Below are 19212 nucleotides of genomic sequence, written 5' to 3'. Positions count from 1 at the left end.
GGATCCGGCCCCTGTGCCGATGCCGCCACTCACACCCGCGGCGGGTCCGTCTCGCGCGCAAACGCCCGGTGCGCGGCCAGCGCCTTCTTGAAGGCCGCCACGGCTTTCGCCACGTCGCCGGACGGCGCGACGATGATGGCGGGATCGGGCTTGCCATCGGGCAATGTCACCGGCATGCCCGCCTTGTCCAGCAAGTCCTTGCCCGCGCCGACAGCCAGCATGGGCTTGCAGTGGCGGTATTGCAGGCGCAGGAAGTCGAGCGCGTTGGCGTCGCCGCCCAGCTGCTGCACGGCGCCCTGGCCGTCCGGCAGCACGACGGCGTCGAACAGCACGGACGGTCCCGTCTCGAGCGAGATTTCCACGTCGAGCGGCGCGCCGCCGCTGGTGTCGACTTTCCCCAGGTGGCTGCCCGCCAGGCGCGGCACGGCGCCATCGGCCAGCAGCGAGGCATAGATATTGCGCACCTGCGCGCCATCGCTGCCCGGCCCCACCAGGATGGCCACGCGCAGGGTATGGATGCCCGTCTTGCCGGGGCGGAAAAACAGCGACAGGGCCGGCGACGGTGGATACGTGGGGATCGGCAGCATCGAGGCGCGCGGCATGACGGGCGGCAGCGCCAGGCCCAGGCCGTCGGCCAGGCGCTGCGCCAGGGTTTCGTCGACATTGCGCAGCATGGCGACGATGCGCTTGCGGATGGCCACCGTCTGCACCTTGCTCAGTTCAAAGCGGAACGCATGCACGATATGGTCCTGTTCGACCGGCGTCTGGCTGATCCAGAACAGGCGCGCCTGGCCGAAGTGCTCGGCAAACTTCTCGGGCTTGCCGCGCACCTTGTCGCCTTCGGTCGCGGCGGGAAAGCTGTTGAAGCCTTTCGCGCCCGCCTGGAACGGGCAGCCGCCCGCCAGGGAATTGGGTTCATACGCGACCCGGCCCCGGTTGATGGCCTGGCGGTGGATGCCGTCGCGCTGGTTGTTGTGCAACGGCGCCAGCGGCGAGTTGATGGGAATTTCATGGAAATTGGCGCCGCCCAGGCGCGTGATCTGCGTGTCGACGTAGGAGTGGATGCGCCCCTGCAGCAGCGGGTCGTTGCTGAAATCGATGCCGGGCACGATGTGCGCCGTGCAGAACGCCACCTGCTCCGTCTCGGCGAAAAAATTGTCGGGATTGCGGTTCAAGACCATCTTCCCGACGGGGACCAGCGGCACGAGTTCTTCGGGAATCAGCTTGGTGGGGTCGAGCACGTCGAAGGGGAACGCTTCGGCCTGCGCTTCCGTGAAGATCTGGAAGGACAGCTCGTATTCGGGATACGCGCCGCACTCGATGGCTTCCCACAGGTCGCGCCGGTGGAAGTCGGAATCGGCGCCGCTCAGTTTGACGGCTTCGTCCCACACCAGTGAATACGTGCCGGCCATGGGCGACCAGTGGAATTTGCAGAAGACGGACTGGCCCTTCGCATTCACGAGGCGGAAGGTATGCACGCCGAAGCCCTGCATCATGCGGAAACTGCGCGGGATGGCGCGGTCCGACATGGCCCACATCAGCATGTGCGTGATTTCCGGCGACAGAGAGGCGAAGTCCCAGAAGGTGTCGTGCGCGCTGGCCGCCTGCGGCATGCCGTTGTGCGGCTCGGGCTTGACGGCGTGGATCAGGTCTGGGAACTTCATCGCATCCTGGATGAAGAAGACGGGGATGTTATTGCCGACCAGGTCCCAGTTGCCCTCGTCCGTATAAAACTTCACGGCGAAGCCGCGCACGTCGCGCGCCGTATCGGTAGAACCGCGTTCGCCGGCCACCGTGGAAAAACGCACGAAGACGGGCGTGCGTTTGCCCGCCTTGGCGAACGGCGCGGCGCGCGTGTGCCTGCTTTGCTCCTTGTAGCATTCGAAATAGCCGTGGGCGGCCGAGCCGCGCGCATGCACGACGCGCTCGGGGATGCGCTCATGGTCGAAGTGCGTGAGCTTTTCGCGCAGGATGAAATCTTCCATCAGGGTGGGGCCGCGCAAGCCCGCCTTCAGCGAATTCTGGTTGTCGCCCACGGGCACGCCCTGGTTGGTCGTCAGCACGCAGCCGCTGTCGTCGCTGCGGGCGTGATCCAGCGAATTATTCAACGCATTCTCGCCCAGCGCGGGCTGGCCATCGCCCGTCTTCGGGGAAGGTATCGTTTCGCCCGTGGTGCTGGCCGTGGCCAGCGCTTCGCCGGCTGCCACATGCACGCCTTCGGCCGGCGTGCGCGCCGCCTCGCCATACTGGCCCTCCTCCTTGGGATTGACGGCCATGGCGGCGGACAGTTGCTGACCGGCGGCCGTCTTTTGCAGCAGCGCACGGGTCAGCTCATTATCCGCCCCCAGGCTGTTCGGCGCATTGCTGTCGGATGGGCCGGACATGCTGCTCAATACGGAACCAGCACCGTCCGTGGACGGCGTTTTCTTGTTGGTAGCCATTACATCTCCTGTGAGTAGTCTGCCCCGGGAGAACGCTACAACTCCCTCATTCAGCGCACGAACAGGGCAATCAAAACAATGATGGGAATAGGTACACCGATCAACCACAACAAAATGGAGCGCATCTTCACTCTCCTTTACGGCCTGCTACTAACTACTACCTTATGCGCGTGGGCGCTGCTTCCTCCGCCATCACGGCGAAGGAAACAGCGCCCACGACAAATACCGGCCAGGAAGGCGTAAAACTTATTTACGCGAACCCAGCAATTTCGACAGGCCATACCCGGCCGCTGCCGCAATCAGCAGGGACACGGCCGGCCGTTCGCGCACGTAATCGCGGCCCGTCTCGCCGGCGCGCTGGCAGGCGGCGCCCAATTGCTTGCCGCGCGCCATCAGGCGTTCGGAAGCCTTGCTGACGCTGTCGCTGACCTGGTCGATGCGGTCGCCCACCTGGTCCACGCCGTCGTGGGCGCGCGTGGCCACCTTGTCGGCCAGGGGCTGGGCCTGGCTTGCCACCTTGTCGATCGTGCGGTGCAAGTCCTGGCGGGTATCCTGGGCGGTACCGTTGATATCGGAGCTGGTTTTTTCAATCGCGTTCATGATGGTTTCCTTTAACAGTGAATAATTTCAACCATGCTCGATGCCGTGACCGAATCATGATTCTCCTCGCTTCTGGGAAAAAGAAGCGGCTAAACGCTGCCGGGCTGAGCCATATCAAACAGTGGATCAGCAGCAAGCTGTTGGCACTACCTTAACCGCGCCTGCCACACGCCACCGTGCGCTGCCACACCTTGAAGGCCAGACTTAAATGCCTGCCAGAAATAACAATCCCTGCCGGCCTGGTGCGGCGGGTGGGGAGTAACGCTGCGTGATGCATGGTCCGCCCCGACGAGAAAGCCGGCCCCATACAAATGCATGGATTTTTATGCAGACTTTACGCATAATGTAGGTATAAAAATACATACATCAAGACAAAATGCCTCCGTCTAAATCCATACAAAAAGATGACCATGCAAGCGCGTGGATCATGCCGTTCGTGCAGCACGGCGGTCCGCGCTACCTGCAGATCGCCGACATGCTCGAGCGCGCGCTGTCCGGCGGCAGCCTGCGCCCGGGCGACCGCTTGCCGCCGCAGCGCAGCCTGGCCGCCCTGTTCCAGGTCGACCTGACGACCGTGACGCGCGCCTACGACGAAGCCAAGCGCCGCAACCTGCTGGAAGGGCACGGCGCGCGCGGCACCTACGTGGCGGCGCCGAAGGTGGAATTGACGCAGATGCTGGACCTGAGCATGAACATCCCGCCGCCGCCCGTGGGCGTGGATTTCGACGACCTGCTGAAACAGGGCGTGGCGCAGGTGCTGATGCGCACGGACAGCGATATGTTGATGAGTTATCACCTGGGCGGCGGCAGCAAGGCCGACCGCGCGGCGGGCGCCGCCTGGCTCGCGCCCATGTTCGGCAACGTCGATGGAGAACACGTCGTCGCCTGCCCCGGCGCGCAGGCGGCGCTGGCGGCGCTGATTTTGACCCTGAGCCGGCCCGGCGACGCCATCTTGACGGAGCCGGCCGTGTATCCGGGCTTGCGCTCGGCGGCGGGGCAGCTGAACCGCAAGGCCGTCGTCGTGGAAACGGATGCGGATGGCATGCTGCCCGAAGCGCTGGAAAAAGCTGGCCGCAAGCACCGCGCGCGCCTCGTGTATCTGAATCCCACCCTGCAGAATCCCACGGCGCACACCATGCCGGCCGCGCGCCGCCTGGCCATCACGCAAGTGGCCCAGCGCTGCGGCATGCACATCATCGAGGATGATCCGTACTGGCTGCTGGCGTCCGATGCGCCGCCGCCCCTGGCGCATTACGCGCCCGCCCACGTATCCTACATCGCCACCCTGTCGAAATGCCTGGCGCCGGGTCTGCGCATGGCCTATACCTTGATCGCCGACACGCAGCTGCGCGAACGCTTCCTGGACGCCCTGCGCTCTTTCAGCCTGATGGCCACGCCCGTGACGACGGCGCTGACGACGCAATGGATACACGACGGCTCCGCGCACGCGCTGCTGGCCGGCATACGCAGCGAAGCCGATGCGCGCCAGGACGTCATCCGCACCATCCTGACGGGCGCCACTCACCCGCGCAGCGATGGCATCCACGTGTGGTTTTCGCTGCCCGGCTACTGGACCTCGCGCGAGCTGGCCGCCACCGCCCGCGCCCAGGGCGTGGCCGTCACGGCGTCCGACGCCTTCTACGACAACCGTCCGCCGAACGCCATCCGCATCTCGCTGGGCAGCATCCGCGACCGCGCGCGTCTGGCCGGCGCATTGAAGAAATTGTCGCTGCTGCTGGCGCACAAACCGGCCGTGCGGCGGGAATTCGTCATTTAACGGCGCAACCGCGCATCGAGCGAATACTTGCCCGCGCCGCTGATGGCAATCGTGCCGAAGACGATGATCAGCAACCAGCCGAACTGGCCGTCTGCGATGCTCCAGTCCGGGTGCACGAGCAGCATCGACACGCCCAGCAGGAACAGCAGGGGCAGGCAGGCCAGGCGCGTCAGCAGGCCGGCGGCGACCAGCAGCGGGCAGAGGATTTCCGCGAACAGGGCGCAGTACAGGGTGACGGCCCGGCCCAGGTGCAGCGGATCGTCGATGCGTGCCAGTTCCTCGGAAAAATGCAGCAGCTTGGGCAAGCCGTGCACGTGCAGCACCAGCAACGCGCCCGCCACGCGCGCAAACAGCAAGCCCGCATCGGGTAAAAAGGGGCCCGTCAGCGCCGCCCTCCAGTTTTTCTTCATGATCGCTCCAGTGGGAAAGCCAGGCGGCGCGGCGCGCCGCTGCCAGCCATCATAGGCAGGCGGACGCCTGGGCGCGACTGGTCTTTTGGCAGAGGCGCCGGCGCGCGCGAAGGCCTAGACTGGCCGATGCCGTCACTGGTCCACGCCATGGCTGGTCCCTCCCCCATCCCCGAAGGAAATGCATCATGTCGAAGAAAATCGAAGCCGAAGAAGTCAACTCCCGCCGCAAGCTGCTCGTCGGCGTCGCCGGCGTGGCCGCCGGCGCGGGACTGCTGGCCGCCGGTGGCGCCAGCGCCGCCGCCAAGCCTGCCGCTACCGCGGCGCAGGGCAAGCTCACCGTCAATAGCGTCACCGTCAAGGACGGCACCGTCATCCGCTTCAAGGACTCGGGCACGGGCACGCCCGTCGTCTTCAGCCACGGCTGGCCCCTGCAGGGCGACGCCTGGGAAGACCAGATGATGTTCCTGGCCAGCCACGGCTACCGCGTGATCGCGCACGACCGCCGCGGCCACGGCCTGTCCAGCCAGCCGTGGCAGGGCAATGACATGGATACCTACGCCGATGACCTGGCCACCCTGCTCGACGCGCTCGACATCAAGGGCGCGACCCTGGTCGGCCATTCGACGGGCGGCGGCGAAGTGGCGCGCTATATCGGCCGCCATGGCGAAAAGCGCGTGGCCAAGGCCGTGCTGGTGGGCGCCGTGCCGCCGCAGATGGTCAAGTCGGCTACCAATCCGGGCGGCTTGCCGATGTCCGTCTTCGACGGCATCCGCGCCGGTGTGCTGGCCGACCGTTCGCAATTCTTCAAGGACCTGACGGTGCCGTTCTTCGGCGCCAACCGTCCCGGCAACAAGGTGTCGCAAGGCATGCGCGACACCTTCTGGCTGCAGGGCATGCAGTGCGGCATCAAGAACGCCTATGACTGCATCAAGCAGTTTTCCGAGACGGATTTCACGGCCGACCTGAAGAAAATCTCCGTGCCGACCCTGGTGGTGCACGGCGGCGACGACCAGATCGTGCCGATCGACGCCTCCGGCAAGGCTGCGGCCAAGCTCATCAAGAACGCCAGGCTGGTCATCTATGAAGGCGCGCCGCACGGCTTGCCAGCCACCCACAAGGATCGCCTGAACGAAGACTTGTTGACCTTTATCAAGTCCTGACCGCTCTGCGCTGCCCGCACCGCCGGCCCGCCCGGCGGTGTCTATCTCCCCCGCCGGCGCCTCCGCCGCGCAAAAAAAACGCCCGCCTCCCCCATTCGTATAACTGCCTTGCCTGCCGGGCCGTGCATACTTGTTGCCGCGCGGCATGAGCCGCGGCGAACGACAGGAGCCCGCGATGGCCAGCACGCATTCTTTCCCTCAGCAGCAAGACCCCGGCCTGGCGCAGGCGCAGCGCATGGGCAGGATGGACGGCATGGGCGAATTTGCCGCATCGGTCGCGCACGAGGTGCGCCAGCCGCTGGCGGCCATCGCGCTCAATGCCGATGCCGCCTTGCGCTGGCTCGACCACGATCCGCCCCGCCTCGACGAGGCGCGCGCGGCGCTGGCCCTGGTCGCCAGCGCCGGCAGCCACGCCAGCGCCGTGCTGCGCAGCGTGCATGGACTGGCCTGCAACGCGCCGGGCAGCCATGGCCATTTTGTGGCCGACGACGCCGTGCAAGACCTGCTGCCGCTGCTGCGCGCGCCACTGCAACGCCACGCCATCCACCTGGAAATGCAGCTGGCGCCGGGCCGCCCGCTGCTGCACGCCGACCCGGTGCAATTCCGGCAAGTCATCCTGAACCTGCTGATGAACGCCATCGAAGCCCTGCAGGGCACCAGCGGCCGGCCGCGCACGGTGCTGCTGTCCTCGCGCCTGGATGGGGGCGTGCAGCATTTCAGCATCGCCGACAATGGCGCCGGCATCGCGCCGCGGGCGGCCGGCCGCCTGTACCACGCCTTGTATTCCAGCAAGCCGGACGGCATGGGCATGGGCCTGGCCATCTGCCGCCGCATCCTCGACGCGCATGGCGGCCGCCTGTGGCATGCCCCCGGCGCACCCCACGGCAGCGTCTTCCACTTCACCCTGCCCGCACCATGAATACAGCCATGCACACGACCATCCCCCCGGCCGCTCCGCCGACTACTCTGCTGATCGCCGACGACCACCCGCTGATCCTGGCCGGCCTGGCTTCGCTGATCGCGTCCTTGCCCGGCTTGCGCCTGCTGGGGCAGGCCGGCACGGGCCGCGCCGCCGTGGAGTTGTACCGCGAACTGCGGCCCAACGTGGTGCTGATGGATTTGAACATGCCGGAAATGCATGGCGTCGAGGCGATCGAGCGCATCTGCGCAGACGACGCGCAAGCAAAGATCATCATCCTCACCACCTACCAGGGCGAGGACAATGTGCACCGGGCCCTGCGCGCCGGCGCGCGCGGCTACCTGCTGAAGGATTCCGGCTTCCTGCAACTGACACAATGCATCCGCCAGGTGGCTGCCGGCAGGCACTACCTGCCGCCGGAACTGGCGGCGCAGCAGGCCGGCCGCATCGAGGCGAACCGCCTGTCGAAACGCGAGCACGACATCCTGCTGCACCTGTCCGCGGGCAAGAGCAACAAGATGATCGCGCGCAGCGCAGGCATCGAGGTAGGCACGGTCAAATTTCACGTGAACAACATTTTGACCAAGCTCAATGTATCGAGCCGTACCGAGGCGGCCACGGTGGCCGCCCGGCGCGGCTTGCTGGGCGCGTTCTGACGCCACGGATATCAAGCGGCGCTGTCATCCTTCTGCTGCGGTTCTGCCCTGGCCAGCGCTGGCTTCGCCTCCACGCCGCTGATCTTCGGCACGCATTCGCTGCGCAGCCACGACACCGTGATGGCTTCGCCCGCCATCAGGCGCTTGACGCCGGGGACGATCTGTTCGCCGATCAGCATGCCCAGCAGGCCGATCAGCGCTATCGCGGGCGGCGCCGGCGAGCGTACCTGCAAGACGGCGTAGATAATGCCAACCAGCAAGCCCACCGCCAGCGAAATCACATATAACTTCATGGCGCATTCCTTTCGATGAAAAAAACGCCGCGCGCGGTCAGGCGCGCGACGCATGGCACAGCCGCGCGGCGTTTACTTGGCCGGTACCGGCGCCAGGGTGGCGTGCTCGCCATGGATGCGCTGCGGCGCCTTGTGCACCATCGTGTAGGCGTAGTCGACGCCCATGCCGTAGGCGCCCGAGTGTTCGCGCACGATGGCCATGACGGCGTCATAGGTTGCCTTGTGCGCCCAGTCACGCTGCCATTCCAGCAGCACCTGCTGCCAGGTCACGGGCACCACGCCGGCCTGGATCATGCGCCGCATGGCGTAGTCATGCGCTTCCTTCGAGGTGCCGCCCGAGGCGTCGGCCACCATATAGATTTCGTAGTCGCCTTCGAGCATCGCGCACAGGGCGAAGCTGTTGTTGCACACTTCCGTCCACAGGCCCGATACGACGACTTTCTTCTTGCCGTTGGCGGCCAGCGCATCGCGCACCTTCTGGTCATCCCACGAATTCATCGAGCTGCGCTCGAGGATATCCTGGCCGGGGAAGACGTCGAGCAGTTCGGGATAGGTGTGGCCGGAGAAGCTTTCCGTTTCCACCGTGGTGATGATGGTGGGGATGTTGAACACCTTGGCGGCCTTGGCCAGGCCCACGGTATTGTTTTTCAGCGCTTGCCGGTCCATCGATTGCACGCCGAACGCCATTTGCGGCTGCTGGTCGATGAAGATGATCTGGCAATTGTCGGGGGTGAGGACTTCCAGTTTCGGATTGGTCATGATGTCATCCATGCAGAGAGGGTTGAGTGGGTACTGCCGTGCATCGTATGCCTGGCCGCGTGCCCGCACCACTATCTAAATATAGGCTGACATGGAGCTTGCCTCTGGGGAGTCCCCCCTGCAGCCCGGCAAGCGCTGCGGTAAAATACCTTTTGCTCACCCTGTTCCGACGACTCTTGATCGATAACACCTCTTTGCCAGGCAACATCATGCGCAGCGATACGGCGCCGATACGCGTCCTCATCGCCGACGACCACCAGTTGCTGCTCGACGGCATCGCGGCCCTGCTCAGTGCCTTTCCCGGCGTGGCGCTGGTGGGCCAGGCCACCGATGGCCAGCAGGCGGTGCAGCAATTTGACGCGCTGCAGCCCGATGTCACGCTGATGGATTTGCAGATGCCGCGCATGAGCGGCCTCGACGCCATCGGCGCCATCCGCGCGCGCCATCCGCAGGCGCGCATCATCGTGCTGACCACCTACAAGGGCGACACGCAGGTGCTGCGCGCCATCCGCGCGGGCGCATGCGGTTATGTGCTGAAAAGCGCGCTACGCCACGAATTGCTGGCGGCGATACAGAACGTGCACGCGGGACGGCGCCACATCACGCCCGAGATCGAGGCGGAACTGGCGCTGTATGCCTGCAGCGACGTGCTGTCGAACCGCGAACTGGACGTGCTCAAGCAGGTTGCGCAAGGCAATTCCAACCGCGAAACGGGCGCCTTGCTGCAGATCAAGGAAGAAACCGTCAAGGCGCACATGAGCACCATCCTGGCCAAGCTGGGCGCCCGGGACCGCACCCACGCCGTCACCATCGCGCTGCGGCGCGGCATCCTCGACGCCTGAGCGGCGCCAGCACGCTCAGGCCGCCGGTACGGCCGGCCGCACGCTGCGTTGCTGCACTACGATCAGGGCGCCCAGCAAAATCAGGGGCACGGCCAGCGCCACGAAGCCGACGGCCAGGTAGGCAAAGGCGGCGGCGATGGCGCCCAGGGCAAAGGCCAGCAACGGCCAGAAGAACTTCCCGCAGCGCGCATGGGTGGCGCCATCGGCCGCGCCGCGCAGCACGTCGACGGTGTCGATGACGATCTGCGTCACGTTACCCGTCATCATGGAGGTGGGCGCCAGGTGCGCCAGCAGCAGCCGGCTGGTGGCGCTGTGCACGCCCATAGCGGCCGTGCCCAGCAAACCGGCCACCATGGCCATGGAACTGACATCCTTGCCGATCGGTTCAGCCAGGCAGCCAAACACCATGAAGCCGGCCAGCAAGGCCCACTGCAACAGCATCGCCAGGGTCAGTGACGGGCCGGCGCGGCGTTCCACGGCCAGCACCATCAGGCGCGTGACGGCGACGCCGGCGATAAAGGCGGGGAAAGCGAGAAACTTCAACAGGATGGACGCGCGCGATGCATCCGCCAGGGCGGCGCCGATCAGCACGAAGTTACCCGTGACATGGGCCGTAAACAGGCCAAACAGGGCAATGAAACCCAGGGTATCGACATACCCCGCTAAAAATCCCAGGCTGGTGCCGAACAAGCGGCTGTGTGGTGGCTGATCCATCGAATGACTCCTGATACCGTGCAATGCACTAAAAAACGAAAAACGCGCCAGGAAAACGCCCCGGTGCCGCTGCCTGCATGGTAAGCCATGTGGCCGGTCGCCGCCCCCGTCCTTCGGCCAGTGCGCCCGCTCCACCTGATCTTTTGACCCGTGTTCAAGCGCCGCCCGCCCGCTACACTGGACGACGTGACTTTCGCGCCGCGCACGCCGGCCCTCCCCGCACCGCAACCATGGAGCTGCACCATGCCAGAACACACCCTCCCCGCCGCCGCACCCTTGATCCTGCTCAATGGCTGCTTCCACACCGTCGATAAGAGCTGCCCGCAAGCGAGCGCGGTGGCCATCGCCGACGGCAAATTCCTCGCCGTCGGCGACGTTGAAGACGTCATGCGCCACCGCGCTCCCGACAGCCGCGTAATCGACCTGGGTGGCCGCACCGTGATTCCCGGCCTGAACGACTCGCATTTGCACCTGATCCGCGGCGGCTTGAACTACAACCTGGAATTGCGCTGGGAAGGCGTGCCTTCGCTGGCCGACGCCTTGCGCATGCTCAAGGAACAGGCGCTGCGCACGCCGAACCCGCAATGGGTGCGCGTGGTGGGCGGCTGGACGGAATTCCAGTTCGCGGAAAAGCGCATGCCGACGCTCGATGAAATCAACGCGGCCGCGCCCGACACGCCCGTCTTCATCCTGCACCTGTACGACCGCGCCTTGCTGAACCGCGCCGCTCTGCGCGCCGTCGGCTACGACAAGAACACGCCGAACCCGCCCGGCGGCGAGATCGTGCGCGACGCTGCCGGCAACCCCACGGGCATGCTGATCGCCCGGCCGAACGCCATGATTTTATATGCGACCCTGGCCAAGGGCCCGACCCTGCCGCGCGAATTGCAGGTCAATTCCACGCGCCAGTTCATGCGCGAACTCAATCGCCTCGGCCTGACCAGCGCCATCGACGCGGGCGGCGGCTTCCAGAATTATCCGGAAGACTACGCCGTCGTCGACGAGCTGGCGCAAAAAGAGCAGCTGACCATCCGCATCGCCTACAACCTGTTCACGCAAAACAAGGGCCGCGAACTGGAAGATTTTGAAAAATGGACGCAGATGGTCACGCCGGGCCAGGGCGACGATTATTACCGCCATAACGGCGCCGGCGAAATGCTGGTGTTTTCCGCCGCCGACTTCGAGGATTTCCTCGAGCCGCGCCCGGAGCTGGCGCCCGGCATGGACGACGAACTGGAAAAGGTGGTGCGCCACCTGGTCTCCAAGCGCTGGCCCTTCCGCCTGCACGCCACCTATGACGAGTCGATCGACCGCATGCTGACGGTGTTTGAAAAGGTCAACCGCGATATCCCGTTCGACGGCCTGCACTGGATGTTCGACCACTGCGAAACCATCACGCCGCGTAACATCGACCGGGTCAAGGCGCTGGGCGGCGGCATCGCCATCCAGCACCGCATGGCCTTCCAGGGCGAATACTTTGTCGACCGCTACGGTGCGGAAGCGGCCAAGGCCACGCCGCCGATCGCGCGCATGCTTGCCTCGGGCGTGCCCGTGGGCGGCGGCACGGACGCCACGCGCGTGGCCAGCTACAACCCGTGGACGGCGCTGTACTGGCTGGTATCGGGCCGCACCGTGGGCGGCTTGCGCCTGTACGACGCAGGTTCGCGCCTGTCGCGCGACACGGCGCTGGAACTGTGGACGGCGGGCAGCGCCTGGTTCTCCAGCGAGCAAGGCAAGAAGGGACGCATCCAGGAAGGCATGCTGGCCGACCTGGCCGTGCTGAGCGCGGACTTTTTCAGCATCGATGAAGAGGCCATCAAGTCGATCGAATCCGTGCTCACCATCGTCGGCGGCAAGATCGTCTACGGCCAGGCGGAATTCACGCCACTGGCGCCGCCTCCCATTCCGGTATTGCCAGATTGGTCACCCGTGAAAAACGTGGCTGGCCACTACCGCACCGCGCCGCCGCAAACGGCCAGCGTGATGCAACAGCATCAGTGCCAGGGTGCCTGCGGCGTGCACGCCCACGCCCACGACGTGGCGCGCAAGAGTTCCGTCCCCGTTTCCAGCCACTCCGGCTTCTGGGGCGCACTGGGATGCAGCTGCTTTGCGTTTTGATGCCATGCTGACGCGATTGCCTTTGCTGGCTGCCGGCGCGTTGGCGCTGGCGGCGGCCCTGCCCGCCGCGGCACAAGAAAATGTGCAGCTGTACGGCCGCCTGAACGTGGCGTTCGAAGCGCTGCACTCGTCAGGCAGCGGCGACAGCGTGCAGCGCGTCTCCAACAACCGCTCGGTACTCGGTTTTCGCGGCAGCGAAGACCTGGGCGGCGGCTGGCAGGCGCTGTTCCAGGTCGAGGGCACCTTGGCGCCCGACACGGGCGCGGGATCCATCGCCGCGCGCGACACGCGCGTCGGCATTGCCGGCCCGTGGGGCACGCTGTTTGGCGGGAGCTGGACCCTGCCCTACAACAGCGCCACTTCCGCGCTCGACCCGTTCTACCCCACCACGGCCGGCCACATGAGCCTGATGGGCAACGGCGCCGGCGCCAGCGAAAGCCATACCAGCAACACGTATTCCTTCGACCGGCGCCAGCAGAACAGCGTACATTACTGGACGCCGCAGTGGCAGGGCTGGTCGCTGCGCGTGGCGCGCGGCATGGGGGAAGAGCGGCCCGCCAGCGGCGCGCATCCGGCACTGACCTCGGCCGCATTGATCTACGACAGCGGCGCCCTGTACGCCACCCTGGCGCAGGAAGACCATCACGACTACCAGGGACGGGGACTGACCGACCGTGGCAGCAAGCTGGCCCTCGCCTGGCATGTCGATAGCGCCACGCAGCTGGCGGTGGCGCTGGAAAGCCTGCGTTATGCGACGCCCACGGGCGAACTGCGCCGCCGCACGGTCTACTTTTCCGCCACGCGCCAGTTCGGCCGCCATGGCTTGCGTTTCGGCCTGGCGCATGCGCAAAGCGCCACAGGCGGCGCGCTGGAAAGCATCGGCACCGTGCGCGCGGGAGCCGGTGCGGGCGCCACCCACGCCACCGTCGGCTATGACTACCAGCTATCGAAACGCAGCAGCCTGTATGCCTACTACACGCGCCTGGCCAACGGCGGCAACGGCGTCGCCGACTTTGCCATCAACAGCCTGGGACGCGATGCAGCAACGAAGGGCGCCACCATGTCGGGCGTGGCGCTGGGAATCCGGCACAATTTCTGATTCGGCTGTTTTCGTGGACAGCCCCGCGCGCGGCGGGTACAGTCAGCAATCGGCAACCAGGGCGGACATCCACGGACAAACATCATGAAGCGAGCATCAGCGCCAGCGCGCAGCGACTGGGTCAAGTGCGCCGAACCGGTACAAGGGGTCGAACGCATCGAGGCGTGGTTCAAGGGCAAGGCCTATGCCATGCACCGCCACGACACCTACGCCATCGGCCGCACGCTGGCGGGCGTGCAGCGTTTCAGCTACCGTCGCGGGCAGCGCGACAGCCTGCCCGGCAATACCATGATCCTGCATCCAGACGAGGCGCACGATGGCCAGGCCGGTACCGACGCAGGCTTCCGTTACCGCATGCTGTATATCGAACCGGCGCTGTTCCAGGATGTGCTGGGCGGACGCGCGCTGCCCTTCATCGAAGGCGGCGTGTCAACCGATTCCCGCCTGGCGGCCGCCACCTCCGCCTTGCTGCCGCACGACGGCCACCCGCTCGAAGCGCTGGAACAGAGCGAGGCGCTGGTAGAGCTAGCGCACGCGCTGGCGGCGGTGGCCGGCACGCCGGCTCGGCGCTTGCGAGGCGACTTCCTGGCGGCACGCCGCGCGCGCGACTACCTGCAGGCGCACTGCACGCAGGCCGTCACCCTGGCGGAACTTGAAGCGGCAACGGGACGCGACCGCTGGAGCCTGTCGCACGACTTTCGCGTGTTCTATGGCACCAGCCCGTACCGCTATCTGACGATGCGGCGCCTGGAAATGGTGCGCCGCCTGCTGCTGGCTGGCGCCACGCTCGCATCGGCAGCCATGGCCGCGGGCTTCGCCGACCAGAGCCACATGACACGGCATTTCCTGAAAACTCATGGACTGACGCCTGGCCGCTGGCTGCGCTTCGCCGGCGGTAGCGTCAAGAGCTGAAAACACCCACGATCGTTCAATACGGCCCGCAAGTGCATGCGTATTCTGGCTGCATCGCCACTTGAACGGAGCACAGCATGTCCACCACCACCATCACTACCATCACTACCATCACCACGCGCGGCCAGGGGCAGTCCATCGATCTGGCGGGCAAGGTCGCCCTGTTAGAGGGGCACTGGCAGCCGCGCGTCATCGCCGAAATGAATGACTACCAATTCAAGGTCGTCAAGGTACTGGGCGAATTCCAGTGGCACCGGCACGCCGATACGGACGAAACCTTCATCGTGCTGGAAGGGCAATTGCGCATCGCCCTGCGCGGCCCCGGCTACGCAGAAGGACACGCCATCGTGCTGCGTGCCGGCCAGATGGCGGTGGTGCCCAAGGGGGTCGAACATAAACCGTGCGCGCCTGCCGAAACCAGGCTGCTGCTGATCGAGCCGCGCGGCGTGGTCAACACGGGCGACGGCGAGGCGGGCGAGCGCACGGTGGAGAACGATCAGTGGATCTGAGCCAGGTAGCGTGACAGACAACAAAAAACCCGCTGACTTTTGCAAGTGAGCGGGTTTTCTGATGAAACTTGGTGCCGTTGGCCGGAATCGAACTGGCGACCTTCACATTACGAATGTGCTGCTCTACCAACTGAGCTACAACGGCGAAGACCCACATTCTACAAACAATGCACAAAATTTGCTAGTGTCAACGCGAACTTTTTTGCATTTTTTTAGCGGCCCGGCTGCAGGCCGCTGAAAATCGTGGAAAAGTGCGGCTTTTACTCCGCGTGGTAGGCGGTGACGCGGGCCACTTCGTCTTTCGAGCCGAGGAACACGGGCACGCGCTGGTGCAGCTTGTGCGGGGCGATGTCCATGATGCGCTGCTGGCCATCGGTGGCGGCGCCGCCGGCTTGCTCCACGATGAAAGCCATCGGGTTCGCTTCGTACATCAGGCGCAGCTTGCCGGGCATCGACGTGTCGCGCAGGTCGGCCGGGTACATGAAGATGCCGCCGCGGTTCAGGATGCGGTGCACGTCGGCCACCATCGAGGCGATCCAGCGCATATTGAAATTGGTGCCGCGCGGGCCCGTGTCGCCGGCCAGCAGTTCGTCGACATAGCGTTTCACGGGCGGATGCCAGTGGCGCGCGTTCGACATATTGATGGCGAATTCCTTCGTCGTCGGCGGAATCTGCATATTGCTTTGCGTGAGAACCCACGAACCCATCTCGCGGTCCAGGGTGAAGCAGTTCACGCCATTGCCGAAGGTCAGCACCAGCATGGTTTGCGGACCGTACACGGCGTAGCCGGCCGCCACTTGCTTGCTGCCGGCTTGCATGAAGTCCTGCTCCGTCGGCTCGCCCATGCCTTCCGGTGCCTTCAGCACCGAGAAAATGGTGCCGATCGAGACGTTGACGTCGATGTTCGACGAGCCATCCAATGGGTCGAACAGCAGCATGTATTCGCCCTTCGGATAGCGGTTCGGGATCGGGTGGATCGATTCCATCTCTTCCGACGCCATGGCCGCCAGGTGGCCGCCCCATTCATTCGCTTCCAGCAAAATCTCGTTGGAGATGATGTCGAGCTTTTTCTGCACTTCGCCCTGCACGTTTTCCGTGTCGGCCGTGCCCAGCACCTCACCCAGCGCGCCCTTGCTGACGGCGTGGCTGATGGTTTTACAGGCGCGCGCAACGACTTCGATCAGCAGGCGCAGTTCGGCCGGAATGCTGTTGTTCGAGCGCTGCTCTTCAACCAGGTATTGCGTAAGACTGATGCGTTTCATGAAATTCCTCTGTTTTAATAGCTTTTTGATAAATTTTTACGGTGTTAATTGGCCAATGCCTTGGAAACGACTTCCATCACGTCATTCGACAAGCTGGCCTGGCCGGCGACTTTTTCCAGCGCGTCGCGCATGTGGCTTTGCAGTGCGGGCACGTAACGGCGCCAGCGGTCCATGGAGCGTGCCAGGCGGGCTGCCACTTGCGGGTTCAGGGCGTCGAGCGCGATGACTTGCTCGGCCCAGAAGGCGTAGCCGCTGCCGTCAGCCGCATGGAATTGCGACGGATTGCCGTTCGTGAAATTGAAGATCAGGCTGCGCGCGCGGTTCGGATTTTTCAAGGTGAAGGCCGGATGCGTCATCAGCTGGCGCACGGCTTGCACATCGGTCGATGGCGCGGCCGCCTGCATGGCGAACCACTTGTCGACCACCAGCGCTTCGTTCTCGAAGTCGGCATAGAAACTGGCCAGCGCCGCCTGCGCGTGCGATGGCGAACCCGAATGGATCAGGGCGCCCAGCGCTGCCGCGCGGTCCGTCATGTTGCCGGCACCGTCGAACTGCTGCTGCGCCAGGGCCAGCTCTTGCTCGCCCGGCGCGATCAGCAGATAGGACAGGGCCAGGTTTTTCAGCGCGCGCTTGCCGGCCGACAGGGCGTCGGGACTGTACTCGCCCGGCGTCTGGTTGGCGTGGTATTGCGCCAGCAGTTCAGGTTTCAGGGCCGCCGCGATGGTGCGGCGCATGAACTGGCGCGCCGCGTGGATCGCTTGCGGGTCGACTTGCGCCATGCGCTCGGCGATGATGGTTTCCGACGGCAGGATCAGGGCCAGCTCGCGGAAGGCGGGATCGAGCGTGTCGTCGGCCAGCAAGGCGCGTTGCGCTTCGATGAAGGTGTCGTCCAGCGCCAGGTGCTCGCCGGCGGCGACGGCGCCGGTCAGTTTCAGCAGGCGCTCCATGGCTAGGCGCTGACCCGCTTCCCAGCGGTTGACCGGGTCGCTGTCGTGGCGGAACAGGTGCAGCAGTTCCTCGTCGGTGTAATCGTATTCCAGCACCACGGGCGCGGAAAAGTCGCGCAGCAGCGACGGCACGGGCAACTCCGTCACATTCGTGAAGCGGAAAGTCTGCGACGCTTGCGTCAGTTCCAGCACGACGCTGGCAGCGCCGTTCGACACGACGCCATCGACGTGCAGCGGCAGGTCGCGACCATCGGCGGCCAGCAAGCCGACGGTGACGGGGATGTGGAAAGGCAGTTTTTTCGGCTGGCCCGGCGTGGCGGGGCAGCTTTGCGCCAGGGTCAGCTCGAACGTCCGGCTGGCCGCATCGTAGCGCGTAGACGCCGTCACGACAGGCGTACCCGCCTGGCTGTACCAGCGCTCGAACTGGCTGAAGTCGCGGCCATTCGCATCGGCCATGGCGGCGCGGAAGTCGTCGCACTGCACGGCCTGGCCATCGTGGCGCTCAAAGTACAGGTCCATACCCTTGCGGAAACCGTCGCGGCCCACCAGGGTCTGGTACATGCGCACCACTTCGGCACCCTTCTCGTAGATGGTGACCGTATAAAAGTTATTGATCTCGACGAAAGAATCGGGACGCACGGGATGGGCCATCGGGCCCGCGTCTTCGGGGAACTGCGCCTGGCGCAGGGTGCGCACCTGGTCGATGCGCGTGACGGCGCGGCCCGTGTCCGTGCCGATCATGTCGGCCGAGAATTCCTGGTCGCGGAAGACCGTCAAGCCTTCCTTCAGCGACAGCTGGAACCAGTCGCGGCACGTCACGCGGTTGCCTGTCCAGTTATGGAAGTATTCGTGGCCCACCACCGCTTCGATGCCCGCGTAATCGACGTCCGTCGCCACGCGCGCATTGGCCAGCACATACTTGGTATTGAAGATGTTCAGCCCCTTGTTTTCCATGGCGCCCATGTTGAAATCGCCCACGGCGACGATCATAAAGCGGTCCAGGTCCAGTTCCAGGCCGAAACGCTCCTCGTCCCAGCGGATCGAGTTTTTCAGCGACTGCATGGCGTAGTCGGTTTTATCCAGGTTGCCGTCTTCCACCCACACTTGCAGCAGCACTTCGCGGCCCGACTTCAGGGTATAGCGCTCTTCCTGGCATACCAGGCGCGCCGCCACCAGAGCGAACAGGTAGGACGGCTTCTTGAACGGGTCTTCCCACTTGGCGTAATGGCGGCCATCGCCGAGGTCGCCCTCTTCGATCAGGTTGCCGTTCGACAACAGCACCGGATAGTTGTCCTTGTCGGCGCGCAGCATGACCGTGTACTTGGCCATCACATCCGGGCGGTCAGGGAAGAAGGTGATGCGGCGGAAGCCTTCCGCCTCGCACTGCGTGAAGAAATTATGGTTCGACACATACAGGCCGGACAGCGAGGTATTGTCCTGCGGCGCCAGCACGGTTTCGATATCGAGCGTCACCTCGTCCGGGGCCTTGGGGATGGTCAGCATGCCGGCCGTCAGCTTGTACTGCGACGGCTTCAATACCTTGCCATTCAGGCGCACCAGCACCAGTTCGATGTGTTCGCCGTGCAATTCGATGCTGCGGCTGGTGCTGGCCGGGTTATGGCGCATTTGAATCCGGCTCGCCACCACTGTGCGGGCGGGATCGAGATCGAAACCAAGTTCGACGCTGTCGACCAAAAAGCTGGGCGGCGTGTAATCTTTGCGGTAAATCGTCTGAGGGCTGTCTGTGCGCATAGGGATTTGGGTGGGAGCGGAGGCAAAAGCCTATTTTACCAA

The 19212-nt window shown here is 65.0% G+C and carries 17 protein-coding genes and 1 tRNA gene; 9 read left to right on the top strand and 9 right to left on the bottom strand.

Annotated elements, in window-relative coordinates; translation table 11 throughout:
* Positions 1-29: 29 nt before the first annotated feature.
* Positions 30-2441: a catalase gene (locus NCG91_RS17390; protein WP_285817168.1), complete on the bottom strand. Its 2412-nt coding sequence runs from the start codon at positions 2439-2441 to the stop codon at positions 30-32.
* A gap of 246 nt (positions 2442-2687) precedes the next feature.
* Positions 2688-3041, bottom strand: a complete 354-nt coding sequence (locus NCG91_RS17385) for an ElaB/YgaM/YqjD family protein (RefSeq protein WP_251350576.1) — start codon at positions 3039-3041, stop codon at positions 2688-2690.
* Positions 3042-3417: 376 nt separating this feature from the next.
* Here NCG91_RS17385 and NCG91_RS17380 point away from each other — a divergent pair, with 376 nt between their 5' ends.
* Entirely contained in the window at positions 3418-4818 is a 1401-nt protein-coding gene (locus NCG91_RS17380) for an aminotransferase-like domain-containing protein (protein ID WP_435526495.1), read from the top strand.
* Here NCG91_RS17380 and NCG91_RS17375 read toward each other — a convergent pair.
* On the bottom strand, positions 4815-5228 hold the full coding sequence (locus NCG91_RS17375) for a DoxX family protein (protein WP_251350572.1): 414 nt from the start codon (positions 5226-5228) through the stop codon (positions 4815-4817). The genes NCG91_RS17380 and NCG91_RS17375 overlap by 4 nt on opposite strands.
* A gap of 185 nt (positions 5229-5413) precedes the next feature.
* Between NCG91_RS17375 and NCG91_RS17370 the strand changes: the two genes are divergently transcribed.
* From NCG91_RS17370 to NCG91_RS17360, 3 genes are all read left to right on the top strand, one after another.
* A complete protein-coding gene (locus NCG91_RS17370) occupies positions 5414-6388 on the top strand; it encodes an alpha/beta fold hydrolase (protein ID WP_251350570.1) in 975 nt (324 codons plus the stop codon).
* A gap of 175 nt (positions 6389-6563) precedes the next feature.
* A complete protein-coding gene (locus tag NCG91_RS17365) occupies positions 6564-7307 on the top strand; it encodes a sensor histidine kinase (RefSeq protein ID WP_251350569.1) in 744 nt (247 codons plus the stop codon).
* A gap of 8 nt (positions 7308-7315) precedes the next feature.
* Positions 7316-7963: a response regulator gene (locus tag NCG91_RS17360; protein ID WP_251350568.1), complete on the top strand. Its 648-nt coding sequence runs from the start codon at positions 7316-7318 to the stop codon at positions 7961-7963.
* Between the two features lie 11 nt (positions 7964-7974).
* Here NCG91_RS17360 and NCG91_RS17355 read toward each other — a convergent pair whose 3' ends face one another.
* Together NCG91_RS17355 and NCG91_RS17350 are read right to left on the bottom strand one after the other, a co-directional pair.
* Positions 7975-8256, bottom strand: coding sequence for a XapX domain-containing protein (locus NCG91_RS17355; protein WP_099666703.1), 282 nt, complete (start codon positions 8254-8256; stop codon positions 7975-7977).
* Between the two features lie 72 nt (positions 8257-8328).
* Positions 8329-9015: a hydrolase gene (locus NCG91_RS17350; RefSeq protein WP_251350566.1), complete on the bottom strand. Its 687-nt coding sequence runs from the start codon at positions 9013-9015 to the stop codon at positions 8329-8331.
* 209 nt (positions 9016-9224) lie between these two features.
* On the opposite strand from NCG91_RS17350, the gene NCG91_RS17345 reads away from it, so the two are divergent.
* Positions 9225-9857, top strand: a complete 633-nt coding sequence (locus tag NCG91_RS17345) for a response regulator transcription factor (RefSeq protein WP_099666702.1) — start codon at positions 9225-9227, stop codon at positions 9855-9857.
* A gap of 15 nt (positions 9858-9872) precedes the next feature.
* Here the strand turns inward: NCG91_RS17345 and NCG91_RS17340 are convergent, their stop codons facing one another.
* Positions 9873-10571 (bottom strand): YoaK family protein, encoded by a 699-nt coding sequence (locus NCG91_RS17340; protein WP_251350565.1) that lies wholly within the window; start codon positions 10569-10571, stop codon positions 9873-9875.
* 243 nt (positions 10572-10814) lie between these two features.
* Here NCG91_RS17340 and NCG91_RS17335 point away from each other — a divergent pair, with 243 nt between their 5' ends.
* From NCG91_RS17335 to NCG91_RS17320, 4 genes are all read left to right on the top strand, one after another.
* Positions 10815-12689 carry an amidohydrolase gene (locus NCG91_RS17335; protein WP_251350564.1) on the top strand — a complete coding sequence of 625 codons (1875 nt, stop codon included), beginning with the start codon at positions 10815-10817 and terminating at the stop codon, positions 12687-12689.
* A gap of 4 nt (positions 12690-12693) precedes the next feature.
* The gene (locus tag NCG91_RS17330) at positions 12694-13788 is read left to right on the top strand and encodes a porin (RefSeq protein ID WP_251350563.1); all 1095 of its coding nucleotides are present in this window, start codon (positions 12694-12696) and stop codon (positions 13786-13788) included.
* 84 nt (positions 13789-13872) lie between these two features.
* Positions 13873-14700: an AraC family transcriptional regulator gene (locus tag NCG91_RS17325; protein WP_251350562.1), complete on the top strand. Its 828-nt coding sequence runs from the start codon at positions 13873-13875 to the stop codon at positions 14698-14700.
* Between the two features lie 77 nt (positions 14701-14777).
* On the top strand, positions 14778-15209 hold the full coding sequence (locus NCG91_RS17320) for a cupin domain-containing protein (RefSeq protein ID WP_251350561.1): 432 nt from the start codon (positions 14778-14780) through the stop codon (positions 15207-15209).
* A 69-nt stretch (positions 15210-15278) separates the two neighbouring features.
* On the opposite strand, the gene NCG91_RS17315 is transcribed toward NCG91_RS17320, so the two are convergent.
* The 3 genes from NCG91_RS17315 to pepN all read right to left on the bottom strand — a co-directional run bounded on the left by NCG91_RS17315 (position 15279) and on the right by pepN (position 19170).
* Positions 15279-15354, bottom strand: a tRNA-Thr gene (locus NCG91_RS17315).
* A 115-nt stretch (positions 15355-15469) separates the two neighbouring features.
* Positions 15470-16471: a class 1 fructose-bisphosphatase gene (locus tag NCG91_RS17310; protein WP_077408194.1), complete on the bottom strand. Its 1002-nt coding sequence runs from the start codon at positions 16469-16471 to the stop codon at positions 15470-15472.
* Between the two features lie 44 nt (positions 16472-16515).
* Positions 16516-19170, bottom strand: coding sequence for an aminopeptidase N (pepN, locus tag NCG91_RS17305; RefSeq protein WP_251350560.1), 2655 nt, complete (start codon positions 19168-19170; stop codon positions 16516-16518).
* Positions 19171-19212: the final 42 nt, after the last annotated feature.

Origin of the sequence: Janthinobacterium kumbetense (assembly GCF_023703445.1) — a bacterium.
Lineage (GTDB): Bacteria > Pseudomonadota > Gammaproteobacteria > Burkholderiales > Burkholderiaceae_D > Janthinobacterium > Janthinobacterium kumbetense.
The sequence above is the reverse complement of the archived record's forward strand: the minus strand, read 5'-3'. Positions and strand labels throughout refer to the sequence as shown.

Coding starts and splice junctions, on each gene's coding strand:
- NCG91_RS17390 (WP_285817168.1), bottom strand. CDS start 2,441: ATGGCTACCAACAAGAAAACGCCGTCCACGGACGGTGCTGGTTCCGTA.
- NCG91_RS17370 (WP_251350570.1), top strand. CDS start 5,414: ATGTCGAAGAAAATCGAAGCCGAAGAAGTCAACTCCCGCCGCAAGCTG.
- NCG91_RS17340 (WP_251350565.1), bottom strand. CDS start 10,571: ATGGATCAGCCACCACACAGCCGCTTGTTCGGCACCAGCCTGGGATTT.
- NCG91_RS17385 (WP_251350576.1), bottom strand. CDS start 3,041: ATGAACGCGATTGAAAAAACCAGCTCCGATATCAACGGTACCGCCCAG.
- NCG91_RS17365 (WP_251350569.1), top strand. CDS start 6,564: ATGGCCAGCACGCATTCTTTCCCTCAGCAGCAAGACCCCGGCCTGGCG.
- NCG91_RS17310 (WP_077408194.1), bottom strand. CDS start 16,471: ATGAAACGCATCAGTCTTACGCAATACCTGGTTGAAGAGCAGCGCTCG.
- NCG91_RS17330 (WP_251350563.1), top strand. CDS start 12,694: ATGCTGACGCGATTGCCTTTGCTGGCTGCCGGCGCGTTGGCGCTGGCG.
- NCG91_RS17375 (WP_251350572.1), bottom strand. CDS start 5,228: ATGAAGAAAAACTGGAGGGCGGCGCTGACGGGCCCCTTTTTACCCGAT.
- NCG91_RS17350 (WP_251350566.1), bottom strand. CDS start 9,015: ATGACCAATCCGAAACTGGAAGTCCTCACCCCCGACAATTGCCAGATC.
- NCG91_RS17325 (WP_251350562.1), top strand. CDS start 13,873: ATGAAGCGAGCATCAGCGCCAGCGCGCAGCGACTGGGTCAAGTGCGCC.
- NCG91_RS17355 (WP_099666703.1), bottom strand. CDS start 8,256: ATGAAGTTATATGTGATTTCGCTGGCGGTGGGCTTGCTGGTTGGCATT.
- NCG91_RS17360 (WP_251350568.1), top strand. CDS start 7,316: ATGCACACGACCATCCCCCCGGCCGCTCCGCCGACTACTCTGCTGATC.
- NCG91_RS17320 (WP_251350561.1), top strand. CDS start 14,778: ATGTCCACCACCACCATCACTACCATCACTACCATCACCACGCGCGGC.
- NCG91_RS17345 (WP_099666702.1), top strand. CDS start 9,225: ATGCGCAGCGATACGGCGCCGATACGCGTCCTCATCGCCGACGACCAC.
- NCG91_RS17380 (WP_435526495.1), top strand. CDS start 3,418: ATGCCTCCGTCTAAATCCATACAAAAAGATGACCATGCAAGCGCGTGG.
- NCG91_RS17335 (WP_251350564.1), top strand. CDS start 10,815: ATGCCAGAACACACCCTCCCCGCCGCCGCACCCTTGATCCTGCTCAAT.
- pepN (WP_251350560.1), bottom strand. CDS start 19,170: ATGCGCACAGACAGCCCTCAGACGATTTACCGCAAAGATTACACGCCG.